The sequence below is a fragment of the Streptomyces sp. NBC_01390 genome (genome assembly GCF_045040105.1).
In the GTDB taxonomy this organism is placed as follows: Bacteria; Actinomycetota; Actinomycetes; order Streptomycetales; family Streptomycetaceae; genus Streptomyces.
The window spans coordinates 6,830,416-6,853,181 of record NZ_CP109551.1 but is presented as its reverse complement, the minus strand read 5'-3'; the positions used below and the strand labels follow the sequence as shown (position 1 = coordinate 6,853,181).

Below are 22,766 nucleotides of genomic sequence, written 5' to 3'. Positions count from 1 at the left end.
GTACGGCGAAGGGCGGGACCTCCTGGAGAGGTCCCGCCCTTCGCCGTACACACGTACACACACATACACGGTGCCGGTTTACGGCTCGAACTTGTATCCGAGGCCGCGGACCGTGACCAGGTATCTGGGGGCGCCCGGGTCCGGCTCGATCTTGGCGCGCAGGCGCTTGACGTGGACGTCGAGGGTCTTGGTGTCGCCCACGTAGTCGGCGCCCCAGACCCGGTCGATGAGCTGCATACGAGTCAGCACGCGGCCCGCGTTGCGCAGCAGCATCTCCAGCAGGTCGAACTCCTTGAGCGGGAGGTCGACCTTGCCGCCGGAGACGGTGACCACGTGGCGGTCGACGTCCATGCGGACGGGGCCGGCCTCCAGGGCGGCCGGGGTGACCTCCTCGGGCTCGCCCCGGCGGCGCAGGACGGCGCGGATACGGGCGACCAGTTCGCGGGAGGAGAAGGGCTTGGTGACGTAGTCGTCGGCTCCTATCTCCAGGCCGACGACCTTGTCGATCTCGCTGTCCTTGGCGGTGACCATGATCACCGGGACGTTGGACTTGACGCGCAGCTGGCGGCAGACCTCCGTGCCGGGCAGGCCGGGCAGCATCAGGTCGAGCAGGACGAGGTCGGCGCCGTTGCGCTCGAACTCGTCGAGTCCGTCGGGCCCGGTGGCCGCGATGGCGACCTCGAAACCCTCCTTGCGGAGCATGTACGAAAGGGCGTCGGAGAAGGATTCCTCATCCTCGACGACGAGCACTCGGGTCACGGATGGACCTCCGGGGCGTGAAGCGGATCGTAAGGGGATGTACCGGTGGTCCGGTCGGCCGGTTCGCCGGGGTCGGACGGTCCGTCCCCGGTGTCGGGGTCGGAGTCTGGGAGTGACTCGGGGTGGGAGTCATGGTCGTACAGATGCGCCCGGTTCGCACGGGTTCGGCGGCCGGTGGCCGCCTCCGGCAGGCGCAGGGTGAACGTGGAGCCCTGGCCCTCGGAGCTCCACACCGTGACCTCTCCGCCGTGCGAGGCGGCCACGTGCTTGACGATCGCCAGGCCGAGCCCCGTACCGCCGGTGGCGCGGGAGCGGGCGGGGTCGACGCGGTAGAAGCGCTCGAAGATGCGCTCCTTGTCCTTGTCGGAGATCCCTATGCCCTGGTCGGTGACGGCGACCTCGATCAGGTCGCCGCCCGGGGCGTTCACCCGGCGGGCCGCTATGCCGACGCGGGTCGCGGAGGGCGAGTAGTTCACGGCGTTCTCGACGAGGTTGCCGAGGGCGGCGGCGAGCTGGCCGCGGTTGCCCCAGACGCGCAGGTCGGCGGTGCCTCCGGCGGCCATGGTGATGTGTTTGGTGCCGGCCTGGTGGCGGCAGCGGTCGACGGCCTCGGCGACGAGTTCGTCGACGCGGACGGGCTCGGCGTCCTCCAGCGGGTCGTCGTTCTGCACCCGGGAGAGGTCGATGAGTTCCTGGACGAGGCTGGTGAGGCGCGTCGCCTCGATCTGCATCCGGCCGGCGAAGCGCTCGACGGCCTCGGGATCGTCCGAGGCACCCATGACGGCCTCGGAGAGGAGGGAGAGGGCGCCGGTGGGGGTCTTGAGCTCGTGGCTGACGTTGGCGACGAAGTCGCGCCGGACGGCCTCGATGCGGCGGGCCTCGGTGAGGTCCTCGACGAGGAGGAGGACCAGGCGTGAGCCGAGGGGGGCGACGCGGGCGGAGACCGCGAGGGCTTCGCCGCGTCCGGTGCCGCGTCTGGGGAGGTCCAGCTCGACCTGCCGTATCTCGCCGTCGCGCCGGGTGTCGCGGGCCATGTGGAGCATCGGCTCGACCGAAAGCTTTCCGCCACGGACCAGACCGAGGGCGTACGCCGCCGAGCTGGCCTTCACGACGCCGTCCGCCTCGTCGAGTACGACGGCCGAGGAGCGCAGCACGGACAGCACCGTGTCGACGCCGGGCGGGAGTACCGGGTCGGTGTGCAGGGAGGTCCGGGTGGGGCGTTTCTGGTCGCGCTCGCTCCAGCGGAACGCCAGCATGGCGATGACACCGGTGAGTACCCCGGCGATCGCTGCCGCTGCGGCGACCGCCGCGTTCACGTCCATGCACCCAGGTTAGGCACGGGATACGACCTGGCCACAGCCAAGACCGTGCGACCTCGAACACTCGTCGCCCAGAGTTCACCTTGGAGCCAGTATTGGTTCATTTGTCGGGGCGGAAAACGTCGCGTGCGGGGCCGAACGTGGGAGCGTGGGGGTCACGGGGTCCGCTGTTCGCCCCCGAACGGACGTCAAGAGAGGGACACCTGATGCGTGACGCGTACCACGAGGAACTTGACTCGATCGGCGATAGTCTGGTCGAGATGGCCCGACTTGTCGGGTCGGCGATCGGGCGTGCCACGACGGCGATACTGGACGCCGACCTGAAACTGGCCGAAAGCGTCATCGAGGCCGACGCGAAGGTCGACGAGCTCCAGCACGACCTGGAGGGCCGCGCCATAGCGTTGCTGGCCCGCCAGCAGCCGGTGGCCACCGACCTGCGGATCGTCGTCACGTCGCTGCGGATGAGCGCCGACCTGGAGCGCTCGGGCGACCTCGCCCAGCATGTCGCCAAGCTGGCGCGGCTGCGTTTCCCGGAGCGCGCGGTCCCGAGCGACCTGCACGCCACGATCCTGGAGATGGGCCAGCTCGCGCAGCGCCTGATGGCGAAGGCGGCCGAGGTCATCATCACCAAGGACGTCGATCTGGCGATGCAGCTGGAGACGGACGACGACGAGATGGACCTGCTGCACCGGACGCTCTTCCGGCACCTGATCGACGAGCGCTGGAAGCACGGCATCGAGACGGCGGTCGACGTGACGCTGCTGGGCCGCTACTACGAGCGGTTCGCGGACCACGCGGTGTCGGTCGCCAAGCGTGTGGTGTTCCTCGTGACGGGCGAGCACGCGGACGATCTGCAGCCGGACGTGCAGCCGCCCACCGGTGCCGAGGGGGCGTAAGCCCGCGGGCCGTTGCCGGGGGGCCGCACGCCCTCGGGCGCGGGCGAGCCTCCGTGCGCCGTTGATGCGCCCTGCGTGGCGGGCATGCAATGGGAAGAAGGCACCAGTCTCCAGGACCAGCTCTCCAGGAGGGCCCGATGGCCGAGACCCCCAGCACACCCGACCCGACGCAGGAACGCGAGACGCAGCATCCCGCCGACATCAAGAACCTGCCCCTGTTCGGTGCCTGCGGCTGCGGCTCCGGCTGCGGGTGCGGCTGCCAGTCGGGCAACCCCTGCCAGTGCGGCTGACGGCGGGCACGTAGAACGGGTACGTAGAGCGGGTACGTAGAGCGGGTACGTAGAGCGGCGTTTCACAGGGACCCTGTCTTCCGTTGGGGAGATGGGGTCCTTTTGTGTGAGGTTTGTGTGCGGAGGTGGCGTTCACCCCTGTTCAGAGGGGCGGAAGTCGACCTCGATCACCGGTGAACGGGCTTACACTTCACACCAGTTGACGCTCAGGCGCGGTTCATGCACAACAGGCACCCTGTTGCCATCTCGTTAACCAGTACTTCTTGACGTCACGTGCTGCCGACGCGTTGGCTTCCGTATCTGTATCCGGGATCTGTATCTGGGTTCGTCATGCTGCTCCCCGCCTGGAAGGCACCTGCCGTGAACGCTCGTACCCCCCGTCGGACCTCCGTGCGCCGTACCGCCATCGCGGTGGCGGCCGCCGCCTCGGCCTTCTCGCTCGCCGCCTGCGGTGTCATGGACGGCTCGGGCGGCAGCAGCGGCTCCGCGGCGCCCAAGAAGGGCGACGACATCACGGTGGGTCTCCTGCTACCCGACAAGAAGACGAAGCGGTTCGAGAAGTTCGACTACCCGCTCTTCAAGAAGCAGGTCACGAACATCACCAGCGGCAAGGGCAAGGTTCTCTACGCCAACGCCGAGGCGAACGCGGCCAAGCAGAGCCGGCAGTTGGAGGAGATGATCGCCGAGAAGGTGGACGTCCTCGTGGTGGACGCCCTCGACGCCAAGGCCATCGCACCGGCCATCGAGAAGGCGCACGACGCGAACATACCGGTCATCGCGTACGACCGGCTCGCGGAGGGCCCGATCGACGCGTACGTCTCCCACGACAACGAGCTGGTCGGCGAGGTGCAGGGCCGCTCGATCATCGAGGCGCTCGGCACCAAGGCCGCGGCCAGCAAGATCGTCATGATCAACGGCTCGCTCGCGGACCCGAACACGGGGCGGTTCAAGACCGGCGCGATGAACGAGCTGCAGGGCAAGGTCCAGATCTCGGCGTCGTACAACACCAAGGACTGGCTGCCCGAGGTCGCCAAGGCCAACATGGAGGCGGCGATCAGGACCGTCGGGCTGAACAACATCGCCGCCGTCTACTCGGCGAACGACGGTATGGCCGGCGCGGTCATCGACGCGCTGAAGGAGGCGGGCGCCTCGAAGATCCCGCCGGTGACCGGGCAGGACGCGGACCTCGCGGCGGTGCAGCGGATCGTCGCGGGCGAGCAGTACATGAGCGTCTACAAGTCGTTCATCCTGGAGGCCAACAACGCCGCGTCGATGGCGGTCGCCAGGGTCCAGGGCCGCTCGATCGAGTTCGACGCGCTGACCCGCGACAGCGTCGACAGCCCGACGGAGAAGAAGATCCCGTCGATGCTGGTGCCGGTGGTGGCCCTCACGCAGGAGAACATCAAGGACACCGTGATCCAGGACGGCGTCTACACCGTGCAGGACATCTGCACCCCGGAGTACGCGGCGGCCTGCGCGGAGATCGGGCTGAAGTAGGCAGCACTCGCCGGGGCGGCCGTACGGGCTGAAGATGGAGAGCAGCAGGCCGTACGGAGCAGGAGTGCGGCCGGATCGGACAGAGGGATGGGAGGTGTGACGCCATGCCCCAGTTCATGGACGTCCACCACGGCATGGAAGGCATCACCGCCGAGCAGCTGCGCCAGGCTCACCAGGCCGACCTGGACATCGAGAAGGACGAGAAAGTCCACTTCGAGAAGGCCTGGGCGGACCCCGAGTCCGGCACGGTCTACTGCCTCTCGGAGGCTCCCTCGGCGGAGGCGGTCCAGCGCATCCACGAACGCGCGGGCCACAAGGCCGACGAGATCCACGCGGTGCCGCTGGCGGTGTGAGGGTCCCCCGGGGAGCCCCAGGGAGCCCCGGGCTCACATCAGTTTGTGCCCGTGGGTCTGCCTGGACGTGGTGCCGTCCTCGGTGAGGCGGCGGAGTTTGCCGACGCCGTCGTACTTGCGGCTCATGATGATCGCCGCCAGTGCGGTGATGGCGAGGGCCAGGCCTCCGAAGAAGGCGGGCATCGCCCAGGCCGCGATCGTGTTGTCCTGTTCGGGGTTGCACGAGGTGACACCGGAGCTGAAGGTGAGCCAGATCAGGAACACCCCCAGGGGAACGCCCAGGAGGCCGAAGACCAGGTAGCGGACGCGCTTGGCTCTGGTGACGGCGGTGCTGTGCAGGACCAGCTGGAACCGGGAGGCGCAGGCCTCGCAGGTGATCCTCTCGGTCCGGCTGCCCGCTCGGGCCGCATGGGCAGTCGCTGGACGCGGTTCGTGACGGTCACCACCGCGACGCCCTGCGCGCTGAGCACGTGCGCGAACATCGTCGTGGGCTGATCGCTGATGCCGTAGAGCGATATCCCCGCGTACGCCATGTCGGCTGCCTCTCCCCCTAGTTGCCCACGCTCGGGCGTGGGTTCAGGCATCGGTTATGCCCAGGAGAGGGGCATTCGAAGCGGGCGTCGCCCCCGTCTCGCGCCGTCGCCGTAGGGAAGTCCCCTGCCCGTCGGGGTGGCGGGCAGGGGACGGTCACTTCAGCGGTTGTCCGGGCTCACTTCACGTCGACGTAGTCGGTGAAGCTGGCCGCGGGCTGGGTGAGGCGCGTGCCCGTGAAGACGTAGCGGTACGCGCCGTCCGCCGTCGCCTTCACGGTGGTCGTGACCCAGCCGTTGCGGTCGGTCTTGATCTTCTTCAGGGTGACGAAGGCGCCGCTCGTGCCCTTGCGGTACTGGAGCTCCATCTGGTGCCCGACGAGGGGCACGTTCGTGTTCGTCGCCCAGCTGGCGCCGGTCAGCTGGGCCTTGACCGTGAGGTTCTTGCCCTTCGTCACCGGCTCCGGGGTGGCGTCGGTCTGGGACATGTAGGTCTGACGCTTGATCATGCCGAAACTCGCGGTCTGGAGGCCCTCCGAGCGGGTGACGTTGTCCTCGCCGTCGACGGCAATGACGTCCAGGTACCACAGGCCGGCGAGGGCGTTGCTGTGGAGGTTGACCTTCGGGTCGGCGAGCAGGAGTGCCTCGCACCAGGAGGTGATCTCGGTGATCTTGTGGCAGTGGGCGCCCGCAGTGATGACCTTGTCGGTCGTGTTCGAGTTCAGCAGCTGGAACTTCGCGCTCTTGACGCCGGACGGGTCGCTGATCGTCGCGGAGATCGGGATCAGTCTCTTCTTCGCGGCCTCGACGCCAACGGTGGAGTCCTGCCAGTCGTGGTTGACCTCGAAGAGATCGAAAGTCGAGGGCGAGTCGTCCTGGTCGGCCCCGGCTGCCGGGGCGGCGAGGGCGGCGACGGCCAGAGCGGCGCTGAGGGCAGCGGCGGTAGCGGTGGCGACAATGGCGCGTTTGCGCATGGTGTGGTTTCCCCCACGATTGACGACTGGAGTGGTGCCTTCACTCGCGTCAGACTGCTGAGGCGGGTGGGGGGTTGTACGGGATTGCCGATCCGCGGGCAGAAGCGAGGCAGCAGCGAAGCAGCAGCCGGACGGGATCAGGAGAGCCGCCCGGTCTCGTGAAGCGCGTCGAAGACCATCGCGTCGACGGCCGAGACCCGGTCCCGGTCCGCGTAGCGGAACCACGCCTTCTCGGCGATCTCCCGCGCCGGGGTCAGCTCGCCGTGGTGATCGGCGGTGTAGCAGATCATCCGGAAGGGGCCGTGCTCCGGATGGCCCGCGCCGATCTCGAACGTGCCGAAGCGCACCATGGAACCGGCGTCGATCGTCGCCCGCAGTTCCTCGTCGATCTCCCGCACCAGGGTCTCGTCGTCGGACTCGCCCGGTTCACGATGCCCGCCGGGGAAGTAGAAGAGATCCCGGCCGTGAGTACGCGTCACCAACACCCGGCCGCCCCGAACATGAACCCACGCGACCTTCTCGGGCACACCGTCGCCGTTCACCATGGTTCGCGACGTTAACCGAAAAGCCCCCGCCCCCGCGAAGGAATCACGGGGGCGGGGGCTGCTCACAACTGCGGGCTACTTCTTCTTGCCCTGGTTCTTGACCGCCTCGATCGCCGCCGCGGCCGCGTCCGGGTCGAGGTAGGTGCCGCCCGGGGTCAGTGGCTTGAAGTCGGCGTCCAGTTCGTAGGCGAGGGGGATGCCCGTCGGGATGTTCAGGCCGGAGATCGCCTCGTCGGAGATGCCGTCCAGGTGCTTGACCAGGCCGCGGAGGCTGTTGCCGTGGGCCGCGACCAGGACCGTACGGCCGGTCAGGAGGTCGGGGACGATGCCGTCGTACCAGTACGGGAGCATGCGCTGGACGACGTCCTTCAGGCACTCCGTGCGGGGGCGCAGCTCCGGGGGGATCGTCGCGTAGCGGGGGTCCGCCGACTGGGAGAACTCCGTGCCGTCCTCAAGGGGCGGGGGCGGGGTGTCGTAGGAGCGGCGCCAGAGCATGAACTGCTCCTCGCCGAACTCGGCGAGCGTCTGGGCCTTGTCCTTGCCCTGGAGGGCGCCGTAGTGGCGCTCGTTCAGGCGCCAGCTGCGGTGGACGGGGATCCAGTGGCGGTCCGCGGACTCCAGGGCCAGCTGGGCCGTGCGGATCGCGCGCTTCTGGAGGGACGTGTGGACCACGTCGGGGAGCAGGCCGGCGTCCTTGAGCAGCTCACCGCCGCGGACCGCCTCCTTCTCGCCCTTCTCGTTGAGGTTGACGTCCACCCAGCCGGTGAACAGGTTCTTCGCGTTCCATTCGCTCTCGCCGTGGCGGAGGAGGATCAGCTTGTACGGTGCGTCGGCCATGCCCTGAGCGTAATAGAACGTCCGGATCCGTTGCGCGGCCGCCCGGTACCCGGACGGTCGGGCGTCGGTCGGGCGTCGGTTGACGGGATCTGCTAATTCAGTGGCTCCCTCTCCCGGCCCGCTCGTAAGTTGTCATCACCGTTCGAGCTGCTTACGTCCGTGGGGGATACCTGTGTCACTGGCCACCCTGAAACGCGCTGCCCGCGAATCCGTCTCCGGGCTGCCCCGCGAGTTCTGGTGGCTGTGGACCAGCACCCTCGTCAACCGGCTCGGGGCGTTCGTCGCCACGTTCATGGCGATCTACCTGACCCTCGACCGCGGCTACTCCGCCTCGTACGCCGGTCTGGTCGTCTCACTGCACGGGCTCGGCGGGGTCGTCTCGTCGATCGGCGGCGGTGTGATGACCGACCGTCTCGGACGGCGTCCCACGCTTCTCATCGCCCAGTCGTCCACGGCCCTCTCCGTCGCGCTGCTCGGCTTCGTGCACGATCCGGTCACCATCGCCGGTGTCGCCTTCCTGGTGGGGATGGCGAGCAACGCCTCGCGGCCGGCCGTGCAGGCGATGATCGCGGACATCGTGCGCCCCGAGGACCGCGTCCGCGCGTTCTCCCTGAACTACTGGGCGCTCAACCTCGGGTTCGCCGTCTCCTCCGCCGGCGCCGGCTTCATCGCCGAGGTCAGTTACACCGCCGGGTTCCTCGTCGAGGCCGGTATGACGCTGGCCTGCGCGATCGTGATCTTCCTCAAGCTGCCCGAGTCACGGCCGACGCACGCTACGAAGGAGGAGCGCGCGGAGGCCTCCGTCGGGCTCGGAACCGTGCTGCGCGACGGGCGCTTCATGAGCGTCGTCGGGCTGTGCTTCCTCGTCGCGCTCATCTTCCAGCAGGGCGCGGTCGGGCTGCCGATCGCGATGGGCGAGGCCGGGTTCACCCCGGCGGACTTCGGAATGGTCGTCGCCGTCAACGGCGTACTGATCGTCGCGTTGCAGATCCCGGTCACCCGGTTCATCGAGCACCGGGACGCCCGTCGCCTCCTCGTCCTCTCGTCCCTCCTCGCCGGCTACGGGTTCGGGCTCACCGCCTTCGCCGGGTCGGTCGGCGTCTTCGTCCTCACGGTGTGCGTCTGGACCCTGGCCGAGATCGTCAACGCGCCCACCCAGACGGGGCTGGTCGTCCGGCTGTCGCCGGTGCACGGGCGCGGTCGCTACCAGGGCATGTACACGATGTCGTGGTCGGTCGCCGGGCTGGTCGCGCCGCTGATGTCCGGGTTCGTCATCGACCACTTCGGCGCGGAGTGGCTGTGGGCGCTGTGCGCGGTCATCGGGACCGTGGCGGGGGCGGGTTACTGGGCGCTGATGGGACGGGTTCCGGCCGCGCAGACTGTGGAGGGGACGCCGGAGGAGGTGGCGGAGGGGACGCCGGAGGAGGTGGCCGGAGCCGTCACGGGTGCATCCGTGATCCCTTGATCACCTTGTCCACCGCGTTCTTCGGCCCGTACACCGCGAGCCCCACCAGATCCAGCTCCGCCGTCCGTACGGCCCGTACCGCCGCCCGGTTGTCGCGGTCGTTGCCGGTGGTGAAGAGGTCGCCGGTGAACACCGCGCGCGGGAGGGCACGGGACAGCACGCGCGCGTGGGCGGCGGTCAGGGTCTCCTTCGTGGCCTCGAAGACCAGGACCGGCTGGCGGAACATCGGCAGGTAGCGCGCTCCGTCCCCGTCCTCGTAGGGCTCGCCGATCACCTCGGGGATCTGCGTGCCCAGGCCGCTGACCAGGAACGCCGTCACATTCAGGCGCTGCCAGGGCTCCAGGTCCTCGCGCAGCAGGACAGCGATCTTCGTGTCGAAACGGATGGCTTCGGTCGGTTGCTCGGTGTTCATGCTTCGAGACTGCCGGGTGTCGTACGACCCCGTCTTGTACGTTCTTTGCATGGCCACCCGGCAGGAAGTCTCCGCCTGGCGCCCCCGTGTCCCGGGTGTCCTCGAGGTGTTCCACGCCCACTTCGTCGAGTACGCCTACCCGATGCACGTACACGACTCCTGGACGCTGCTCATCGTCGACGACGGCGCCGTACGGTACGACCTCGACCGGCACGAGCGGGGCACCCCGCACGGCACCGTGACCCTGTTGCCGCCGCATGTGCCGCACAACGGGTCGCCCGCCACTCCGGGCGGGTTCCGCAAGCGGGTGCTGTATCTCGACTCCACCCATCTCGGCGACGAGTTCATCGGTGCCGCCGTCGACCGGCCCGATCTGCCGGATCCCCTGCTGCGGCTGCGCGTAGGGCAGTTGCACGGTGCGCTCGCGCGGTCCGGGGAGGAGTTCGAGGCCGCCGGCCGGCTGGCGCTCGTCGCCGAGCGGCTGCGTACGCGGTTGCGGTCGGGCGGCGTACCGCGTCCGCCGCGTGCCGATCCGCCGCTCGCCCGGCGGTTGCGGGAACTGCTCGACGCGCGGCTCGTCGACGGGATCACGCTCGACGAGGCCGCACGGCTCGTGCACGCCCATCCCGCGCATCTCGTACGGGCGTTCAGCGCGGCTTTCGGGATGCCGCCGCATCGGTATCTGACGGTCCGGCGCGTCGAGCTCGCCCGGCGGTTGCTCCTCGACGGGCAGTCTCCCGGGGTGGTCGCCACCGCCACGGGGTTCTACGACCAGGCCCATCTCACGCGCCACTTCAGGAAGTTGGTGGGCGTGCCGCCCGGGCAGTACCGGCTCGGGCGGTACCAGGCCGGCTCCGGTGTCAGTCGGCCGTAGGGCGCTGGGTGAGGTGGGCGAAGGCGTCCAGGTTGCGGGTCGACTCTCCCCGGGACACCCGCCAGGCGTACTCCTTGCAGATCGCCGACGCGAAACCCAGCTCCAGCAGGGTGTTGAAGCTGCCGTCGGCCGCCTCCAGGACCGAGCCGAGGAGGCGGTCGATCTCGTCCGGGGTGATCGCGGACAGCGGGAGCTTGGCCGTCACGTAGACGTCGCCGAGGCGGTCGACCGCGTAACTCACGCCGTACAGCTTGAGGTTGCGCTCCAGGAGCCAGCGGTGGACGCCCGACTCGTTCTCGTCGGGGTGGCGGATCACGAACGCGTTCAGGGAGAGGGAGTGCTTGCCGACGAGGAGTGAGACCGTCGTCGAGAGTTTGCGGGTGCCGGGGAGTTTCACCACGTAGTTGCCGGGGTTCGGGCTCTCCCACTCCAGGTCGGCCTCGGTGAGGACCTGCTCGATGATCGACGCCGAATCAGCCATGCAGCGAGCGTACGCGACGCCTGTGGGCCTGCATCGCGGCCGTGTAGACGTCCCCGGTGGCGGCGGCCGAGGCGTCCCAGCCGAAGCGCCGGGCGTGCTGGGCCGCCGCTTTGCCCATACGGGCGGTCAGGGTCTCGTTGTCGGCGAAGTCGCCCAGCACGCGCGCGTAGGCGGCCGGATCGTGGCCCTGTACGAGGAATCCCGTACGGCCTTCGTCGACCGCCACCGGGAGGCCGCCCACCGCCGCCGCGAGGACCGGTGTGCCCGCCGCCTGGGCCTCTATGGCGACCAGGCCGAACGATTCGCTGTACGACGGCATGACCAGGACGGAGGCCGCCCGGAACCAGTCCGCGAGCTGTTCCTGGCCGACGGGCGGGCGGAACCGTACGACGTCCGCGATGCCCAGGCGGGCGGCGAGCTTCTGCAGGCCCTCCGGCTTGGCCAGGCCGCTGCCGCTGGGGCCGCCGACTATCGGCACGACGATGTTGGCGCGCAGTTCGGGACGCTGGTCCAGGAGGACGGCGACCGCGCGGAGCAGCACGTCGGGGGCCTTGAGGGGCTGTATGCGGCCGGCGAAGAGGGGGATCAGGGCGTCCTGCGGGAGGCCGAGACGGGCACGGGCGGCGGCGCGGCCATCGGCCGGGGAGAAGCGGTCGAGATTGACGCCCGGGTGGACGACGGCGACCCTGCCGGGGTCGGCGTCGTAGTGGCGGACGAGTTCGTCGGCCTCTTCGGCGGTGTTGGCGATGAGACGGTCGGCGGCGGCCACGACCTGCATCTCGCCGATCACGCGGGCGGCGGGCTCGGGGTTGTCGCCCGCGGCCAGGGAGGCGTTCTTGACCTTGGCCATGGTGTGCATGGCGTGTACCAGGGGGGCGCCCCAGCGTTCGGCGGCGAGCCAGCCGACGTGGCCGGAGAGCCAGTAGTGCGAGTGCACGAGGTCGTAGTGGCCGGGACGGTGGCCGGCCCAGGCCTGCATGACACCGTGCGTGAAGGCGCACAGCTGGGCGGGGAGGTCCTCCTTGGGGAGGCCTTCGTACGGGCCCGCGTCGACGTGTCGCACCAGGACGCCGGGGGCCAGTTCGACGGTCGGGGGGAGAGCGGCCGTGGTGGCCCGGGTGAAGATCTCGACCTCGATGTTGATCGCGGCGAGGCGCTGCGCGAGCTCGACGATGTAGACGTTCATACCGCCCGCGTCGCCCGTGCCCGGCTGGTGGAGCGGGGAGGTGTGCACGGAGAGCATGGCCACCCGGCGGGGCCTGCGGCGGCGTCCCAGTCGGCCGATGTACTGGCTCACGTGGCGTTCCTCCTTCTCGGCCCGACTCAACCCGCTCAACCTGCTCAACCCGCTCCGGAGCGCTCTTCAGCACGCCTCAGCACTGTTCAGCGTCCGTCCGCGCTCTTCGCAGAGCTCCGAAGGGTCAACGCCCGGGGGAAGCGACCCATTTCCTCTTTGCCCAATCATTACCGTTTCCCGCTCAACCGTTCGATAGCGCGCGGCCCCTTACCCTCGTACACATGGCTCCCCGCACATCGGCCCTCCCCCGCATCGTGGGCACGGTGACGCGCGGGACGACCAATCCCAACCGGCTGCGCCGGATGGACCGCTGGATCGCGGCCACACACGGCGCCGCCCTGCGCAGCGCCCCCTCCCCCGTCGCAGTCGACCTCGGGTACGGCGCCGCGCCCTGGACGGCCGTCGAGCTGCTGGCCCGGCTGCGTACGGTGGCGCCACGCGCGCGCGTGGTGGGCGTCGAGATCGAACCGGCGCGGGTCGCGGCGGCGAAACCGTACGAGCGCGAGGGGCTCGCCTTCCGGCACGGCGGCTTCGAGATCCCGGTGCCGGAGCGGCCGGCGCTCATCCGCGCGGCGAACGTGCTCCGGCAGTACGAGGAGGCCGAGGTCGCCGCGGTCTGGGCGCGGCTGTGCGCCCGGCTCGCGCCCGCCACGGACGGCTTCGGGGGCGGGCTGCTCGTCGAGGGGACGTGCGACGAGATCGGGCGCCGGCACGTCTGGGTCGCCCTCGGGCCCGAGGGGCCGCGCACGGTCACCTTCGCGACCCGGCTCGGCTCCCTGAACCGCCCCTCCGACCTCGCCGAGCGGCTCCCGAAGGCCCTCATCCACCGGAACGTCCCCGGCGAACCGGTGCACGCCTTCCTGCGCGACTTCGACCGCGCCTGGGCGGCCGCGGCGCCCTACGCTTCGTACGGGGCCCGCCAGCGCTGGATCCGGGCGGTACGGGACCTGACGGCGGACTGGCCGGTGACCGACGGGCCGGTGCGGTGGCGGCAGGGTGAAGTGACCGTGGAGTGGCAGGCGTTGGCGCCTCGAAGCTGAGCCGCCGGCTCCCCTTCCCCTGCTCCCCTGACACCTCAAATTGCTCACGATTCGTGGGCAACGATCTCTGTACGCCGTTCGTCACACATGCGGGGACACGGGGAAGGACAGGCAACTCGCGGGAGGCCTGTTGCTTTTTGCGGTGACATGGCACGATCCCCCGGGCGTCCGTAAGTTACTGACGGTTAATCACGTGGGCGAAAGGTACGGGGGTACGGGGAATGGGAGTCGGCAAGCGGAGTCTGATCGCGACAGCCGTGGGACTGGTCTGCGCGGTCACCGTCCTGGGCGGCGCGGGCACCGCGTTCGCGAGCCCCGCCCCGACACCGACGCCGACCCCGACGCCCGCACCGACCACGACGCCGAGCGTGACGCTGCCGCCGAACAAGGACCTGGAAGCCGTACACAAGAAGCTGGAGCGGCTCTACCACGACGCGGCGGTCGCCACGGACGCCTACAACGCGGCCGAGGAGCAGACCGAACGGCAGTCCGCCGAACTCGTCGACCTGGCCCGGGAAATCGTCAAGGGCCAGAAGCGGCTGGCCGAGTTGAAGGACCGCGTGGGCGCCGCGGCACGTGCCCAGTACCGCTCGGGCGGCCTGCCGCCGGAGGCGCGGCTGTGGCTCAGCGGTGATCCGCAGGCATGGCTGGAGGGTGTCGACCGGATCCGGCAGGGCCAGAAGGCGACCACGGGCATGCTCGCCGAAATGGCCCGCACCCAGCAGGACTTGGAGCTGTACGCGCGGGACGCCTCGGCCCAGTGGGCGAAGCTGGAGACGAGCCGGAAGGCCAAAGCCGCCGCCCAGAAGCAGATCAAGCAGCAGATCGCGGCGGCCGAGCAGTTGGAGTCCCAGCTGCAGAAGAAGGAGAAGGAACGCCTCGCGGAGCTGGAGCGCGAGGCCGCCGCCAAGGCGCAGACGTCCTGGCTCAGTTCCGGCATCCTCGACGACATCGACGGCAGTGCGACGGCTCAGGGCAAGAAGGCCGTGGAGTTCGCGACGGCCCAGATAGGCAAGGCGTACGAGTGGGGCGCTGAGGGCCCCGACACCTTCGACTGCTCGGGCATGACCTCGGCGGCCTGGGCGGCGGCCGGAGTACCCATCCCGCGCACCTCGCAGCAGCAGTGGGCCCAGCTTCCCCACGTCGACGTCAAGGACATGCGCCCCGGCGACCTGATCGTCTACTTCGACGACGCGAGCCACATCGCGATGTACATCGGCGACGGCAAGATGGTGCACGCCCCGCGGCCCGGGCGGACGATCACGATCGCGGGGGCGGGGTCCATGCCGATACTCGGGGTGGTCCGGCCGGGCGCGTGAACCCGGGACCACTGGGACACGAATAGGGCAACTCTCCACATACGGCACCTTTCGCGCCGCGTTGAACCTCTCTCGCCGCGCGTGACCCGCCCCACGTGACCCACCGCACCACACCCCACCCACCGGCCTCTCCCAACCCTCCGGCGGACGTGACATTCGTCATTCCTGGGCCGGCAACCTCACGGCCAAGTGCGTTACGGGGCACGGCATATGACACCGCCCCGACCCCGGGGACGCGCCGTCGGCCCGGCCAACCATTCCGTTGCGGGCCTGTCAACCGCTATGGTCCCGGTCGGTGGATCGAGACCCCTCGCCCATCGTGCCCTCGGGGGGAGGGAAGGAACCCACGACGATGCCCGCACCCATACCGCGGCAGAGAGCGATCCCGGCCGCGGAAAACGGTCAGGCGCCGACCTCTGCCGTACCCGGAGTGGCCCCGGCCACCCCCGCCATGCCCGGAGAGACCTCCGCAGGCACCCCCGCCCCCGGCCCCGGCGTGGCGACGAACGCGGCGGCCAACGCAGCCGCCCCCGTCGCCTCCCCCGGCACGCATCTGACCCTGCTGCTGATCCAGGACGACCCCGGCGGCTCGCCCGTCGTGCCCGAGCTGCTCGACGCCACGGGCAAGCCGATCCGCGTCCGTACGGCCCGTAACCTCACCGAGGCCGAGCGGCTGCTCACCGACGACGTCCACTGCATCCTGCTGGACCTCGCGCTGCCCGCGCCCCCGCACGCCGAGGACGGCAACGACGACGAGCTGGCGGTGCTCAAGCACGTGCTGCGGCTCGCGCCCCGGCACGCCGTCCTCGCGCTCACCGCCTCCGGCGACGCCGAGCGCGGTACGGAGGCGGTGCGCGTCGGCGCCCAGGACTATCTCTTCCGCGACGAGCTGGACGGACGGCTGCTGAGCCGCGCGATCCGCTACGCGGTGGAGAGGAAGCGCTCCGACCGGGCCGAACGCCGGCTCACCGAGTCCCGGCTGCGGGCCCAGGAGAACGCCCGCCTGGAACGCGGCCTGCTCCCCACCCCGCTCCTCGACGGATCCTCGCTGCGCTTCGCCGCCCGCTACCGCCCCGGCCGCTCCCGTGCCCTGCTCGGCGGCGACTTCTACGACACGGTCCGGACGCCCGACGGCACGGTCCACGTGATGATCGGCGACGTGTGCGGGCACGGCCCGGACGAGGCGGCGCTCGGTGTGGAGCTGCGCATAGCGTGGCGCGCGCTGACGCTGGCGGGCCTGTGCGGCGACGCCCTGCTGGGCACACTGCAGCAGGTCCTTGAGCACGAACGCGAGAACGACGAGATCTTCGCGACGCTCTGCACGGTCGACATCTCGCCGGACGGCCGCAGCGCGGGCCTGTGCCTGGCCGGCCACCCCGCTCCACTGCTGATCCGCCCTGCACCCGTGCCCTCCGTGCCCTCCGTGCCCTCCGGCTCGGAGACCGTGGCGGAGTTGCTGCCGTACGACAACAACGGCCCGGCGCTCGGCCTGCTGCCGGGGGCCCGCTGGCCTCGTACGCAGGTACGACTGGGAGCCGAGTGGACTCTGATGCTCTACACGGACGGCCTGATCGAGGGCCATATCGGCGAGGGCCGGGAACGGCTCGGCCAGGACGGCATGGTGGCGATGATCCGCCGCCAGCTCGCCCAGGGCCTGCGCGGCGAGAAGCTGCTGCGGGCCGCCGTGAGCGAGGTGCGCGAGCTGAACGGCGGGGAGCTGACGGACGACCTGGCGGTCCTGCTGCTCGACCGCCTGGCGTAGTCCGCCCGGGGAGGGCGGGAAGGAACCCGAGGCCCGGGGGTAGGTGAGGACAGGGGCGACAGGGACGGCGGGGTCGGTTCAGCGACCGCCGTTGTACGGCCCGTACGGACCGTCACTGCTGGAGCCGCCGCCTCTGCGGCTGCGTCCGCCGCCCGGGAGGCCGCGCAGGGCCGGTCGTACGTCGACCATGTACACGATCGTCGCGACCAGGCCGATGATCGGCAGGAACGACAGAATGTTGAAGATCAGGTTCACCACGAAGGCGAGCCCGAGGACGACCAGCCAGAACGGCTTGGTCTTCTTGTCCGCCGCCCGGTAGGCGTCCTCGCGGTGCACCGCGGCGTCGAACAGCGCGAAGCCGCTGAAAATGATCAGGGCCACGCTCAACAGCCACATGAACCCCGCGAACCCCTGCATCAGCACAACGTCCACCACCAAGCTCGGTCAGTTCGTATGTGCGGTCACCGTACCCGCAACCGCAAACCCGCTACCCGCCAAACGGGCCGGGCACTCATGGAGTGCCCGGCCCGTCCCTGTACCTACCGATTCACCCGTTCGGCTCTGCCTACTTGGTGGGCGGCGTCTTCCTGGCGGCGGGCTTGCGAGCCGGGGCCTTCTTGGCGGCGGGCTTCCTGGCCGGGGCCGACGCGTCCTTGGCCTCGACGGGAGCCGGGGTGGGGGCCGCTGCCGGGGCGGGCACCTTCTCGTCGGTCGCCACCTTGACCTCGGCGGCCGGCTCGGCGTTCGGCTCGACGGCGATCGCCAGTTCCTCGATCTCCTCGGCGGCCTCGCCACGCCAGGTCTTCACGGCCTGCTCGCCGTGCTCGGCGACCTTCTCGTACGTCTCCCGCGCCTTCACGGCGTACTCGGCGGCGACGCCGACACCGCGCAGGGCGAGGTCCTGGGCGCTCTCGCCGAGCTTCTTCAGGTCGGCGTCGATGGTGGAGCCGAGCTTCTTGAAGTCGCCGTCGAGCGTGCTGATGAACTCGCCGACCTTGGTCTGGAGGGTCTCCTGCGCCTCCTTGGCGCGGACGGTGGCCTTCTCCTGCGCCTCCTTGGCGCGAGCGGCGGCCTTCTCCTGCACTGCCTTCGGGTCGGTGCCGCGTACGGCCTCGATCCGGGCCGGCGCCTCGGCACGCAGCTGCTCGACCAGACCGGGCACCTTCTTGGCCTGCTGGAGAGCGAGGTCGGCGGTGCCGGCGGCGAAGTAGAACGGCGTGGGGTCGCTGAAGGTCTTGCGCAGGTCGTCGGTGATGGCCATGGTGATGGTCCTCCCGTGTTGCTTGGGCTGAGGGTTTTGGGTTGTCGCGTACGGCTGGCCGGTCTTGACGGACGCGCCCAGGGCGCTGGGTGCGTCCGTAACGTCGGGTGCACCCATCACGTCTGGTACATCCGGTACGTCAACTGGCCGTCTGCTGCGGGTCGGCGTCGCTGCCGGTGCCTATCTCGGTACCTATATCGGCACCTATGCCGGTGTCTCTGAGAGCACCGCTCGGAACGTCCGGCACAGGAACGTCCGTAGCGGCTGTGTCGCTGCCCGGATCGGCGATCTCGAACCCGTTCTCCTTGCGGAAGGACTCGTAGATCTGCAGCAGCACCTGCTTCTGCCGTTCGCTGAGCATGGGATCGGCGAGTATGACGGCACGCGTCTCCACCTCTTCCCGGTCCCGCTCGGCGTCCAGGATCCCGGCCCGCACATAGAGCGTCTCGGCGGAGATCCGCAGCGCCTTGGCGACCTGCTGCAGCACCTCGGCGCTCGGCTTGCGCAGCCCGCGCTCGATCTGGCTCAGATACGGATTGGACACCCCGGCGGCATCGGCGAGCTGCCTGAGGGACAGCTGCGCGGTGCGCCGCTGATCGCGCAGGTACTCACCAAGATTGCCGACGTTGAGCGTTGCCATGCCTCTACCTTGCCCCACCCTTGCTAACTATTGCAAGCGCCTGCTTGCAATAGTGCGCTACACCACTGTGGGCCAGAGGTGTGACTGAGCAAGATAGTTGTCACTTGAGCAGGACAACTGTCACCGCTCGGCTTGGCGGACTCCCGTGCAGGCGAGGACTGCGCTGGCGTCGTCGGCGAGGAAGAGCATGAAGGCCCACGTCCGGTCCGGTGAGAAGATGCAGCCGATCCTGACCTGAGCGGCTTCGAGCTGGGTGAGGATGTCGACGGTGGACGGCAAGGCGAGAGTCTCAGTACCTCGCTTCCTTGCCCGTCGGAGGCGAGCCGCGTAGATGCCAGCAAGCTGCTGACTGGGAACGCGGCCGTCCCATACGACGAAGTCGCCTCCGTCGAGAAGCGCCGATCTAGCGGGTTCGCAGGCCGCGGTCTGGTCGCCCAGCATCTCGGCGAGTTCCGCCCGGTCCATCTGTCGTCCTCTCGCGTGCGGTCCCGTTGTCCGCTCAGTCGTCAAAGTGGAGCTCAGGTCGGGTCCAGAGGGTGAGGTCACTACTGGTGGCGCCCGCCAGGGTCAGGCCGGAGGGAGAGAACCCGGCTGCGCGGAGTTCCGAGTACTCGGAGTGGAAGATGTGCCACCACGTCCCTCCCGCCGGGCCTTTGTGGGACCCGCCGTCGGCGGAGAGGATGACGCGATCGTGGGGCCAGTCGGGGCTGACGACGTCCAGGGTCCAGCCGTCCGGTGTGGTGCTGTGAAGGCCGCCGCCGAAGAGACCGGCGATGCGCACCGGGGCGCCTGCGATCGGGCCGAGCCCGGGGCAGGCGAGGTCCGGGTGATCGTCGGGAGTGCTCGTTTCGAGGTCAGGGTCCCTGTCGCGGGCGATCTTCTCGCCGGTGACCGCGTCGAAGAGTCCGTGGCCGTCGCTGGACACGACCATGACGAGGTCGTGGCCGCTGTCGGGATGAACGGCGAATCCGATACCGAGGAGGCCCCCGATGGGCGTTCTGCGGTCCAGCACCGGCTGCCACGGCTCCGGGGTCGGCAGGACGGGGGCGGCGAGGTAGCGCTCGCGCAGCTTCTGCTGGTACTCCGTGATCAACTCGTCTCCTCGGTGCGATCCTTGCCGAGGGTCTCTCGCGCAGCGGCCCAGGTCGACTCGAATTCTTGGCGGGTGATACCGGCTGCGCCGTCCGCTTCTTGCCAGCCGTGCAGGGTGCCTTCCGCGAGGACGCCGTACTGCCGCTCGTAGGCGGCCATGGCTGCGAGGTCACCGCGGTCACGAATCTCGATGACCTCCGCCAGCGAGGATGCGGTCACGGGCTGGCGCTGAGGTCCTTGCAGTTCAACGTGCCGCAGCGCCCATTCCTCGTCGTCGAGCTCGAAGTACGACCAGACATCGCTCTCGCCGTCGTAGGCGCGGATCCACAGCATCACGTTCACATGATCTCTCGGTGAGAAGAAGGCGCGTCCGGCGAAACCCACAGGTCTGCTTCCCATTGACGCACCAGCGTCACACTGTGCGACTCGGTTAAGGGTGGCTACGGGAGGCGCGACGGTAGCCCTTCGTGGTCGGCTTCCGCTGGCCGTCCGATGGGACGGGACCGCGAGCGATGATCTCGTGCATCGGAGCCATGTGATTGAAGTGGTTCATGATGACGATCCGAAGCGGGAAAGAGATCCAGTCCTTGCGCCGGAGATAGAGCGAGAGGGCCTGATCGATACCGCTGGCCTGGTGGATGAGCGGCAACATGCGTTCGCGAGCCTGTTCTTCGTCGTCGGCGTCCAGGAGCCGTTCGGCGATCCCGAGTACTGCCCCCACGAGCAACGGGTCCAGTGGTGGATCGGTGAAGGGCCGGGAACTGTGCTTCTTGCCGGGTCTGCCGCGGAGGACTGCCGCGCGCGCATGACGCCGCTCAGCATCCTGGTCAAGGGCTTCCGCGAGGGCCGGTGTCACGGCGAAGGGTCGGGCCGCCGGCCAGGACAGGAACACGAGACCGAGCAACGCTCTGAGGTCGGCGAAGTAGTCAGCGGCAGGGATCAGCCAGCCGACGCTCGGTGTCGTCTCAGGGCCGATCGGGCTGAGGAGATCCAGAAGTCGCTGCTGGAGGCCGAGCAAGTATTCCAGTGTCTGTGCGTCGGGTAGGTCTTCGGGGAGCGTGCCGTCGGGTTCGGCGAGTTGGACACCACAGGCGGGTTGGAGGCGCCCGACGGTGCGCGGGGCGGTGGTTGTCCGGCACTGGGTGGGGTGCAGGTCTTCGTCCCAGGGGCGGGCGATGATGCTGTTCATCTCGACCGTGTGGACGGGTTGTCGGCAGGTGGGGCATCTGATTCGCAGCAGGCGGCGGTGCTTGGTGCAGGCGAAGACTGGTGAGAGACGCCAGAGGCGTTGCCAGGACCCGCCGTGAAGTTGCTGGATCTCGCTTCCGTCTCCGACGAGGCATTGCGGGCAGTAACGAGGGGTGCGGGTCAGCAACCATGGGTTGTCGTTGACCATCCTCGCGGAGCTCCTGCGCGGGGTGAACTTCCCGCTCAGTGGCCCGTACCGCTCGGCGAGCGAGGAGGTCAGCAGATGCCTGACTTCTTCCCGAGTGAGTCGGGTGGCCTCGGCGAAAGTCTGGATCTCGTCGGGGTCCAAGTCATGCAGAAGCCGAATGGGGATTCGGAACAGCGCGTTCTCCTTGCGGTGACCGGTCAACCCGGTGCGGATGGCGATTGCTCCGGGGGATGTTCCGAGCCGGTGCGCGAGGCGGAGGATGTAGCCGGTGAGTGTCTCGTCGGGCAGTGGGTGGAGGCTGCGGGGCAGCGGACGCATGGCCTCATAGTGCCCATAGCCGGATCTACCGATGAGTTCTCGTTGCTCATGGGCCGATATTCGGTTGCCGGTCGGTGGTGGTGGCGGATGCAATGTCCGGCATGGTGACTCAGGTCCGCCCGCCACGACCAGATGAAATGGCCGCGTACTACCGGGCATTGCCGTTCGCGAACGGGCTGCCGAGCTGGGAGCCAGCGGACGCTGCGTGGCACGGTGGTCCCGAGCCGTGGCCCCCGCAGCGCACCCCCGCGACCGCGGAGCAGCTCGATGAGTGGGCAGAGGCTGACGTCAACGATGAGTCCTTCCACCCGATCGCGACGTTCGTCGACGGCACATGCGTCGGCGCATCGGCCACAATCTCCTTCGGGGTGACGCTCCCCGGCGGGGGTACGGTCAAGATGGCTGGCGTCACTGCCACCGGGGTGATCGCGACCCACCGCCGACGCGGTTACCTGCGGCAGATGATGCAGGCCATGTTCGAATCAGCCTTGGACCGAGGCGAGCCGTTGGCGATGCTCAGCGCGAGTGAAGGCAGCATCTACGGGCGGTACGGGTTCTCGCCGGCGACCTACCGCGTCCGGTGGGAGCTGGCCCGTCACGAAGCCACCCTCCTTCCAACAGAGACTGATCCCGGGTCGCTGGAGCTGGTCGGCGCCGCGCAGGCGAAGCAGGCCTGGCCCGTGGTGCATGCGGGCGTTCGCGCATACCGCGTCGGTGAGCTCACCCCCCTCCCCGGACGCTGGGACAAGCTGTCCGACAAAGCAGACGGCACGAACGGACCGCTGCGGTATCTCGTCCACCGCGACCAGTGCGGCAATGTGGACGGCATAGCCAACTTTCGGCTGCCGTGGTCCTCGACGGCGGACAACGCGGGAACTCTCGTCGTGGAGGCCCTTGAGGCGACGAATCCGACGGCCTACCACGCCCTGTGGAGTGTGCTGATCGACTTCGATCTCACCAAGACCATCGTGGCGCCCGGCCGTCCGCGCGACGAACCCCTGCGGTGGATGCTCACGAACCCGCGCGCGATGCGCATCACCCGTCAGTCGGACAACCTGTGGGCGCGCCTTCTCGACGTCCCCGTCGCCCTGACGCAGCGCTCGTACGACATACCTGGCGAGCTGAGTTTCACCATCGACGGCGACCGGATGTGCCCAGCGAACAACCGGACATGGCGTCTCCGAGCAGACGGTGCCTCGGTGACGTGCGTTCCCACCAGCCAGGTGGCGGACCTGACCATCACGATCCCGGCGCTCAGTTCGCTCTACTTCGGTGGCATGTCGGCGCATGACCTGGCGTATGCGGGCCACATCACCCCGCACGCCGACGGCGCGATCGGGCGTTTGGCCCGGTTGTTCCGGATCGACCCCGAACCGCACAACTCCTTCGGCTTCTGACGAGTTGATGCG

The 22,766-nt window shown here is 69.3% G+C and carries 26 protein-coding genes; 10 read left to right on the top strand and 16 right to left on the bottom strand.

The window, feature by feature from the left end; all coding sequences use genetic code 11:
• Positions 1 to 78: 78 nt before the first annotated feature.
• Positions 79 to 759 carry a response regulator transcription factor gene (locus tag OG241_RS30995; RefSeq protein WP_006377546.1) on the bottom strand — a complete coding sequence of 227 codons (681 nt, stop codon included), beginning with the start codon at positions 757 to 759 and terminating at the stop codon, positions 79 to 81.
• The gene (locus OG241_RS30990; RefSeq protein ID WP_405819878.1) at positions 756 to 2,081 is read right to left on the bottom strand and encodes a sensor histidine kinase; all 1,326 of its coding nucleotides are present in this window, start codon (positions 2,079 to 2,081) and stop codon (positions 756 to 758) included. The genes OG241_RS30995 and OG241_RS30990 overlap by 4 nt, the downstream gene beginning before the upstream one ends.
• Before the next feature lie 203 nt (positions 2,082 to 2,284).
• Between OG241_RS30990 and phoU the strand changes: the two genes are divergently transcribed.
• The 4 genes from phoU to OG241_RS30970 all read left to right on the top strand — a co-directional run bounded on the left by phoU (position 2,285) and on the right by OG241_RS30970 (position 5,114).
• Positions 2,285 to 2,974, top strand: a complete 690-nt coding sequence (gene phoU / locus OG241_RS30985) for a phosphate signaling complex protein PhoU (protein WP_405819877.1) — start codon at positions 2,285 to 2,287, stop codon at positions 2,972 to 2,974.
• 137 nt (positions 2,975 to 3,111) lie between these two features.
• Positions 3,112 to 3,264, top strand: coding sequence for a hypothetical protein (locus OG241_RS30980; protein WP_319097165.1), 153 nt, complete (start codon positions 3,112 to 3,114; stop codon positions 3,262 to 3,264).
• Between the two features lie 360 nt (positions 3,265 to 3,624).
• Positions 3,625 to 4,761, top strand: a complete 1,137-nt coding sequence (locus OG241_RS30975) for a sugar ABC transporter substrate-binding protein (RefSeq protein WP_405819875.1) — start codon at positions 3,625 to 3,627, stop codon at positions 4,759 to 4,761.
• A gap of 104 nt (positions 4,762 to 4,865) precedes the next feature.
• Positions 4,866 to 5,114 carry an SCO4226 family nickel-binding protein gene (locus tag OG241_RS30970; protein ID WP_405819873.1) on the top strand — a complete coding sequence of 83 codons (249 nt, stop codon included), beginning with the start codon at positions 4,866 to 4,868 and terminating at the stop codon, positions 5,112 to 5,114.
• Positions 5,115 to 5,147: 33 nt separating this feature from the next.
• Here OG241_RS30970 and OG241_RS30965 read toward each other — a convergent pair whose 3' ends face one another.
• The 4 genes from OG241_RS30965 to OG241_RS30950 form a co-directional block, all read right to left on the bottom strand.
• Positions 5,148 to 5,378: a hypothetical protein gene (locus OG241_RS30965; RefSeq protein WP_405819871.1), complete on the bottom strand. Its 231-nt coding sequence runs from the start codon at positions 5,376 to 5,378 to the stop codon at positions 5,148 to 5,150.
• A 445-nt stretch (positions 5,379 to 5,823) separates the two neighbouring features.
• The gene (locus OG241_RS30960) at positions 5,824 to 6,618 is read right to left on the bottom strand and encodes a hypothetical protein (protein ID WP_405819869.1); all 795 of its coding nucleotides are present in this window, start codon (positions 6,616 to 6,618) and stop codon (positions 5,824 to 5,826) included.
• Between the two features lie 137 nt (positions 6,619 to 6,755).
• The gene (locus OG241_RS30955) at positions 6,756 to 7,163 is read right to left on the bottom strand and encodes an NUDIX domain-containing protein (protein ID WP_405819868.1); all 408 of its coding nucleotides are present in this window, start codon (positions 7,161 to 7,163) and stop codon (positions 6,756 to 6,758) included.
• A 75-nt stretch (positions 7,164 to 7,238) separates the two neighbouring features.
• Positions 7,239 to 8,000 (bottom strand): phosphoglyceromutase, encoded by a 762-nt coding sequence (locus tag OG241_RS30950; RefSeq protein ID WP_405819866.1) that lies wholly within the window; start codon positions 7,998 to 8,000, stop codon positions 7,239 to 7,241.
• A 172-nt stretch (positions 8,001 to 8,172) separates the two neighbouring features.
• Here OG241_RS30950 and OG241_RS30945 point away from each other — a divergent pair, with 172 nt between their 5' ends.
• Positions 8,173 to 9,465, top strand: a complete 1,293-nt coding sequence (locus OG241_RS30945) for an MDR family MFS transporter (RefSeq protein ID WP_405819864.1) — start codon at positions 8,173 to 8,175, stop codon at positions 9,463 to 9,465.
• Here OG241_RS30945 and OG241_RS30940 read toward each other — a convergent pair.
• Positions 9,440 to 9,877 carry a DUF2000 family protein gene (locus OG241_RS30940; RefSeq protein WP_405819863.1) on the bottom strand — a complete coding sequence of 146 codons (438 nt, stop codon included), beginning with the start codon at positions 9,875 to 9,877 and terminating at the stop codon, positions 9,440 to 9,442. The genes OG241_RS30945 and OG241_RS30940 overlap by 26 nt on opposite strands.
• Before the next feature lie 49 nt (positions 9,878 to 9,926).
• On the opposite strand from OG241_RS30940, the gene OG241_RS30935 reads away from it, so the two are divergent.
• On the top strand, positions 9,927 to 10,751 hold the full coding sequence (locus OG241_RS30935) for an AraC family transcriptional regulator (protein ID WP_405819861.1): 825 nt from the start codon (positions 9,927 to 9,929) through the stop codon (positions 10,749 to 10,751).
• On the opposite strand, the gene OG241_RS30930 is transcribed toward OG241_RS30935, so the two are convergent.
• Both OG241_RS30930 and mshA read right to left on the bottom strand, forming a co-directional pair.
• Complete coding sequence (locus OG241_RS30930) at positions 10,738 to 11,232, bottom strand: YbjN domain-containing protein (RefSeq protein ID WP_405819859.1); 495 nt, start codon at positions 11,230 to 11,232, stop codon at positions 10,738 to 10,740. The two genes, OG241_RS30935 and OG241_RS30930, sit on opposite strands and share 14 nt — an antisense overlap.
• Positions 11,225 to 12,529 (bottom strand): D-inositol-3-phosphate glycosyltransferase, encoded by a 1,305-nt coding sequence (gene mshA / locus OG241_RS30925; RefSeq protein ID WP_405819857.1) that lies wholly within the window; start codon positions 12,527 to 12,529, stop codon positions 11,225 to 11,227. Before mshA ends, OG241_RS30930 begins: the two co-directional genes overlap by 8 nt.
• A gap of 221 nt (positions 12,530 to 12,750) precedes the next feature.
• On the opposite strand from mshA, the gene OG241_RS30920 reads away from it, so the two are divergent.
• The 3 genes from OG241_RS30920 to OG241_RS30910 all read left to right on the top strand — a co-directional run bounded on the left by OG241_RS30920 (position 12,751) and on the right by OG241_RS30910 (position 16,650).
• A complete protein-coding gene (locus tag OG241_RS30920) occupies positions 12,751 to 13,569 on the top strand; it encodes a class I SAM-dependent methyltransferase (RefSeq protein ID WP_405819856.1) in 819 nt (272 codons plus the stop codon).
• Positions 13,570 to 13,790: 221 nt separating this feature from the next.
• Positions 13,791 to 14,888 (top strand): NlpC/P60 family protein, encoded by a 1,098-nt coding sequence (locus OG241_RS30915; RefSeq protein ID WP_405819854.1) that lies wholly within the window; start codon positions 13,791 to 13,793, stop codon positions 14,886 to 14,888.
• A gap of 352 nt (positions 14,889 to 15,240) precedes the next feature.
• Positions 15,241 to 16,650: a PP2C family protein-serine/threonine phosphatase gene (locus OG241_RS30910; protein WP_405819852.1), complete on the top strand. Its 1,410-nt coding sequence runs from the start codon at positions 15,241 to 15,243 to the stop codon at positions 16,648 to 16,650.
• Between the two features lie 78 nt (positions 16,651 to 16,728).
• Here the strand turns inward: OG241_RS30910 and OG241_RS30905 are convergent, their stop codons facing one another.
• The 7 genes from OG241_RS30905 to OG241_RS30875 form a co-directional block, all read right to left on the bottom strand.
• Complete coding sequence (locus OG241_RS30905) at positions 16,729 to 17,067, bottom strand: DUF2516 family protein (RefSeq protein WP_405819850.1); 339 nt, start codon at positions 17,065 to 17,067, stop codon at positions 16,729 to 16,731.
• Between the two features lie 148 nt (positions 17,068 to 17,215).
• Complete coding sequence (locus OG241_RS30900) at positions 17,216 to 17,911, bottom strand: hypothetical protein (protein ID WP_405819848.1); 696 nt, start codon at positions 17,909 to 17,911, stop codon at positions 17,216 to 17,218.
• A 139-nt stretch (positions 17,912 to 18,050) separates the two neighbouring features.
• Positions 18,051 to 18,551, bottom strand: a complete 501-nt coding sequence (locus OG241_RS30895; RefSeq protein ID WP_405819846.1) for a helix-turn-helix domain-containing protein — start codon at positions 18,549 to 18,551, stop codon at positions 18,051 to 18,053.
• A 120-nt stretch (positions 18,552 to 18,671) separates the two neighbouring features.
• On the bottom strand, positions 18,672 to 19,016 hold the full coding sequence (locus OG241_RS30890; protein WP_405819844.1) for a hypothetical protein: 345 nt from the start codon (positions 19,014 to 19,016) through the stop codon (positions 18,672 to 18,674).
• 34 nt (positions 19,017 to 19,050) lie between these two features.
• Positions 19,051 to 19,644, bottom strand: coding sequence for a hypothetical protein (locus OG241_RS30885; protein WP_405819842.1), 594 nt, complete (start codon positions 19,642 to 19,644; stop codon positions 19,051 to 19,053).
• Positions 19,641 to 20,042, bottom strand: coding sequence for a hypothetical protein (locus OG241_RS30880; RefSeq protein ID WP_405819840.1), 402 nt, complete (start codon positions 20,040 to 20,042; stop codon positions 19,641 to 19,643). The genes OG241_RS30885 and OG241_RS30880 overlap by 4 nt, the downstream gene beginning before the upstream one ends.
• A 31-nt stretch (positions 20,043 to 20,073) precedes the next feature.
• On the bottom strand, positions 20,074 to 21,357 hold the full coding sequence (locus OG241_RS30875; protein WP_405819838.1) for a TniQ family protein: 1,284 nt from the start codon (positions 21,355 to 21,357) through the stop codon (positions 20,074 to 20,076).
• Between the two features lie 137 nt (positions 21,358 to 21,494).
• Between OG241_RS30875 and OG241_RS30870 the strand changes: the two genes are divergently transcribed.
• Positions 21,495 to 22,754, top strand: coding sequence for a GNAT family N-acetyltransferase (locus OG241_RS30870; protein WP_405819837.1), 1,260 nt, complete (start codon positions 21,495 to 21,497; stop codon positions 22,752 to 22,754).
• Positions 22,755 to 22,766 lie beyond the last annotated feature (12 nt).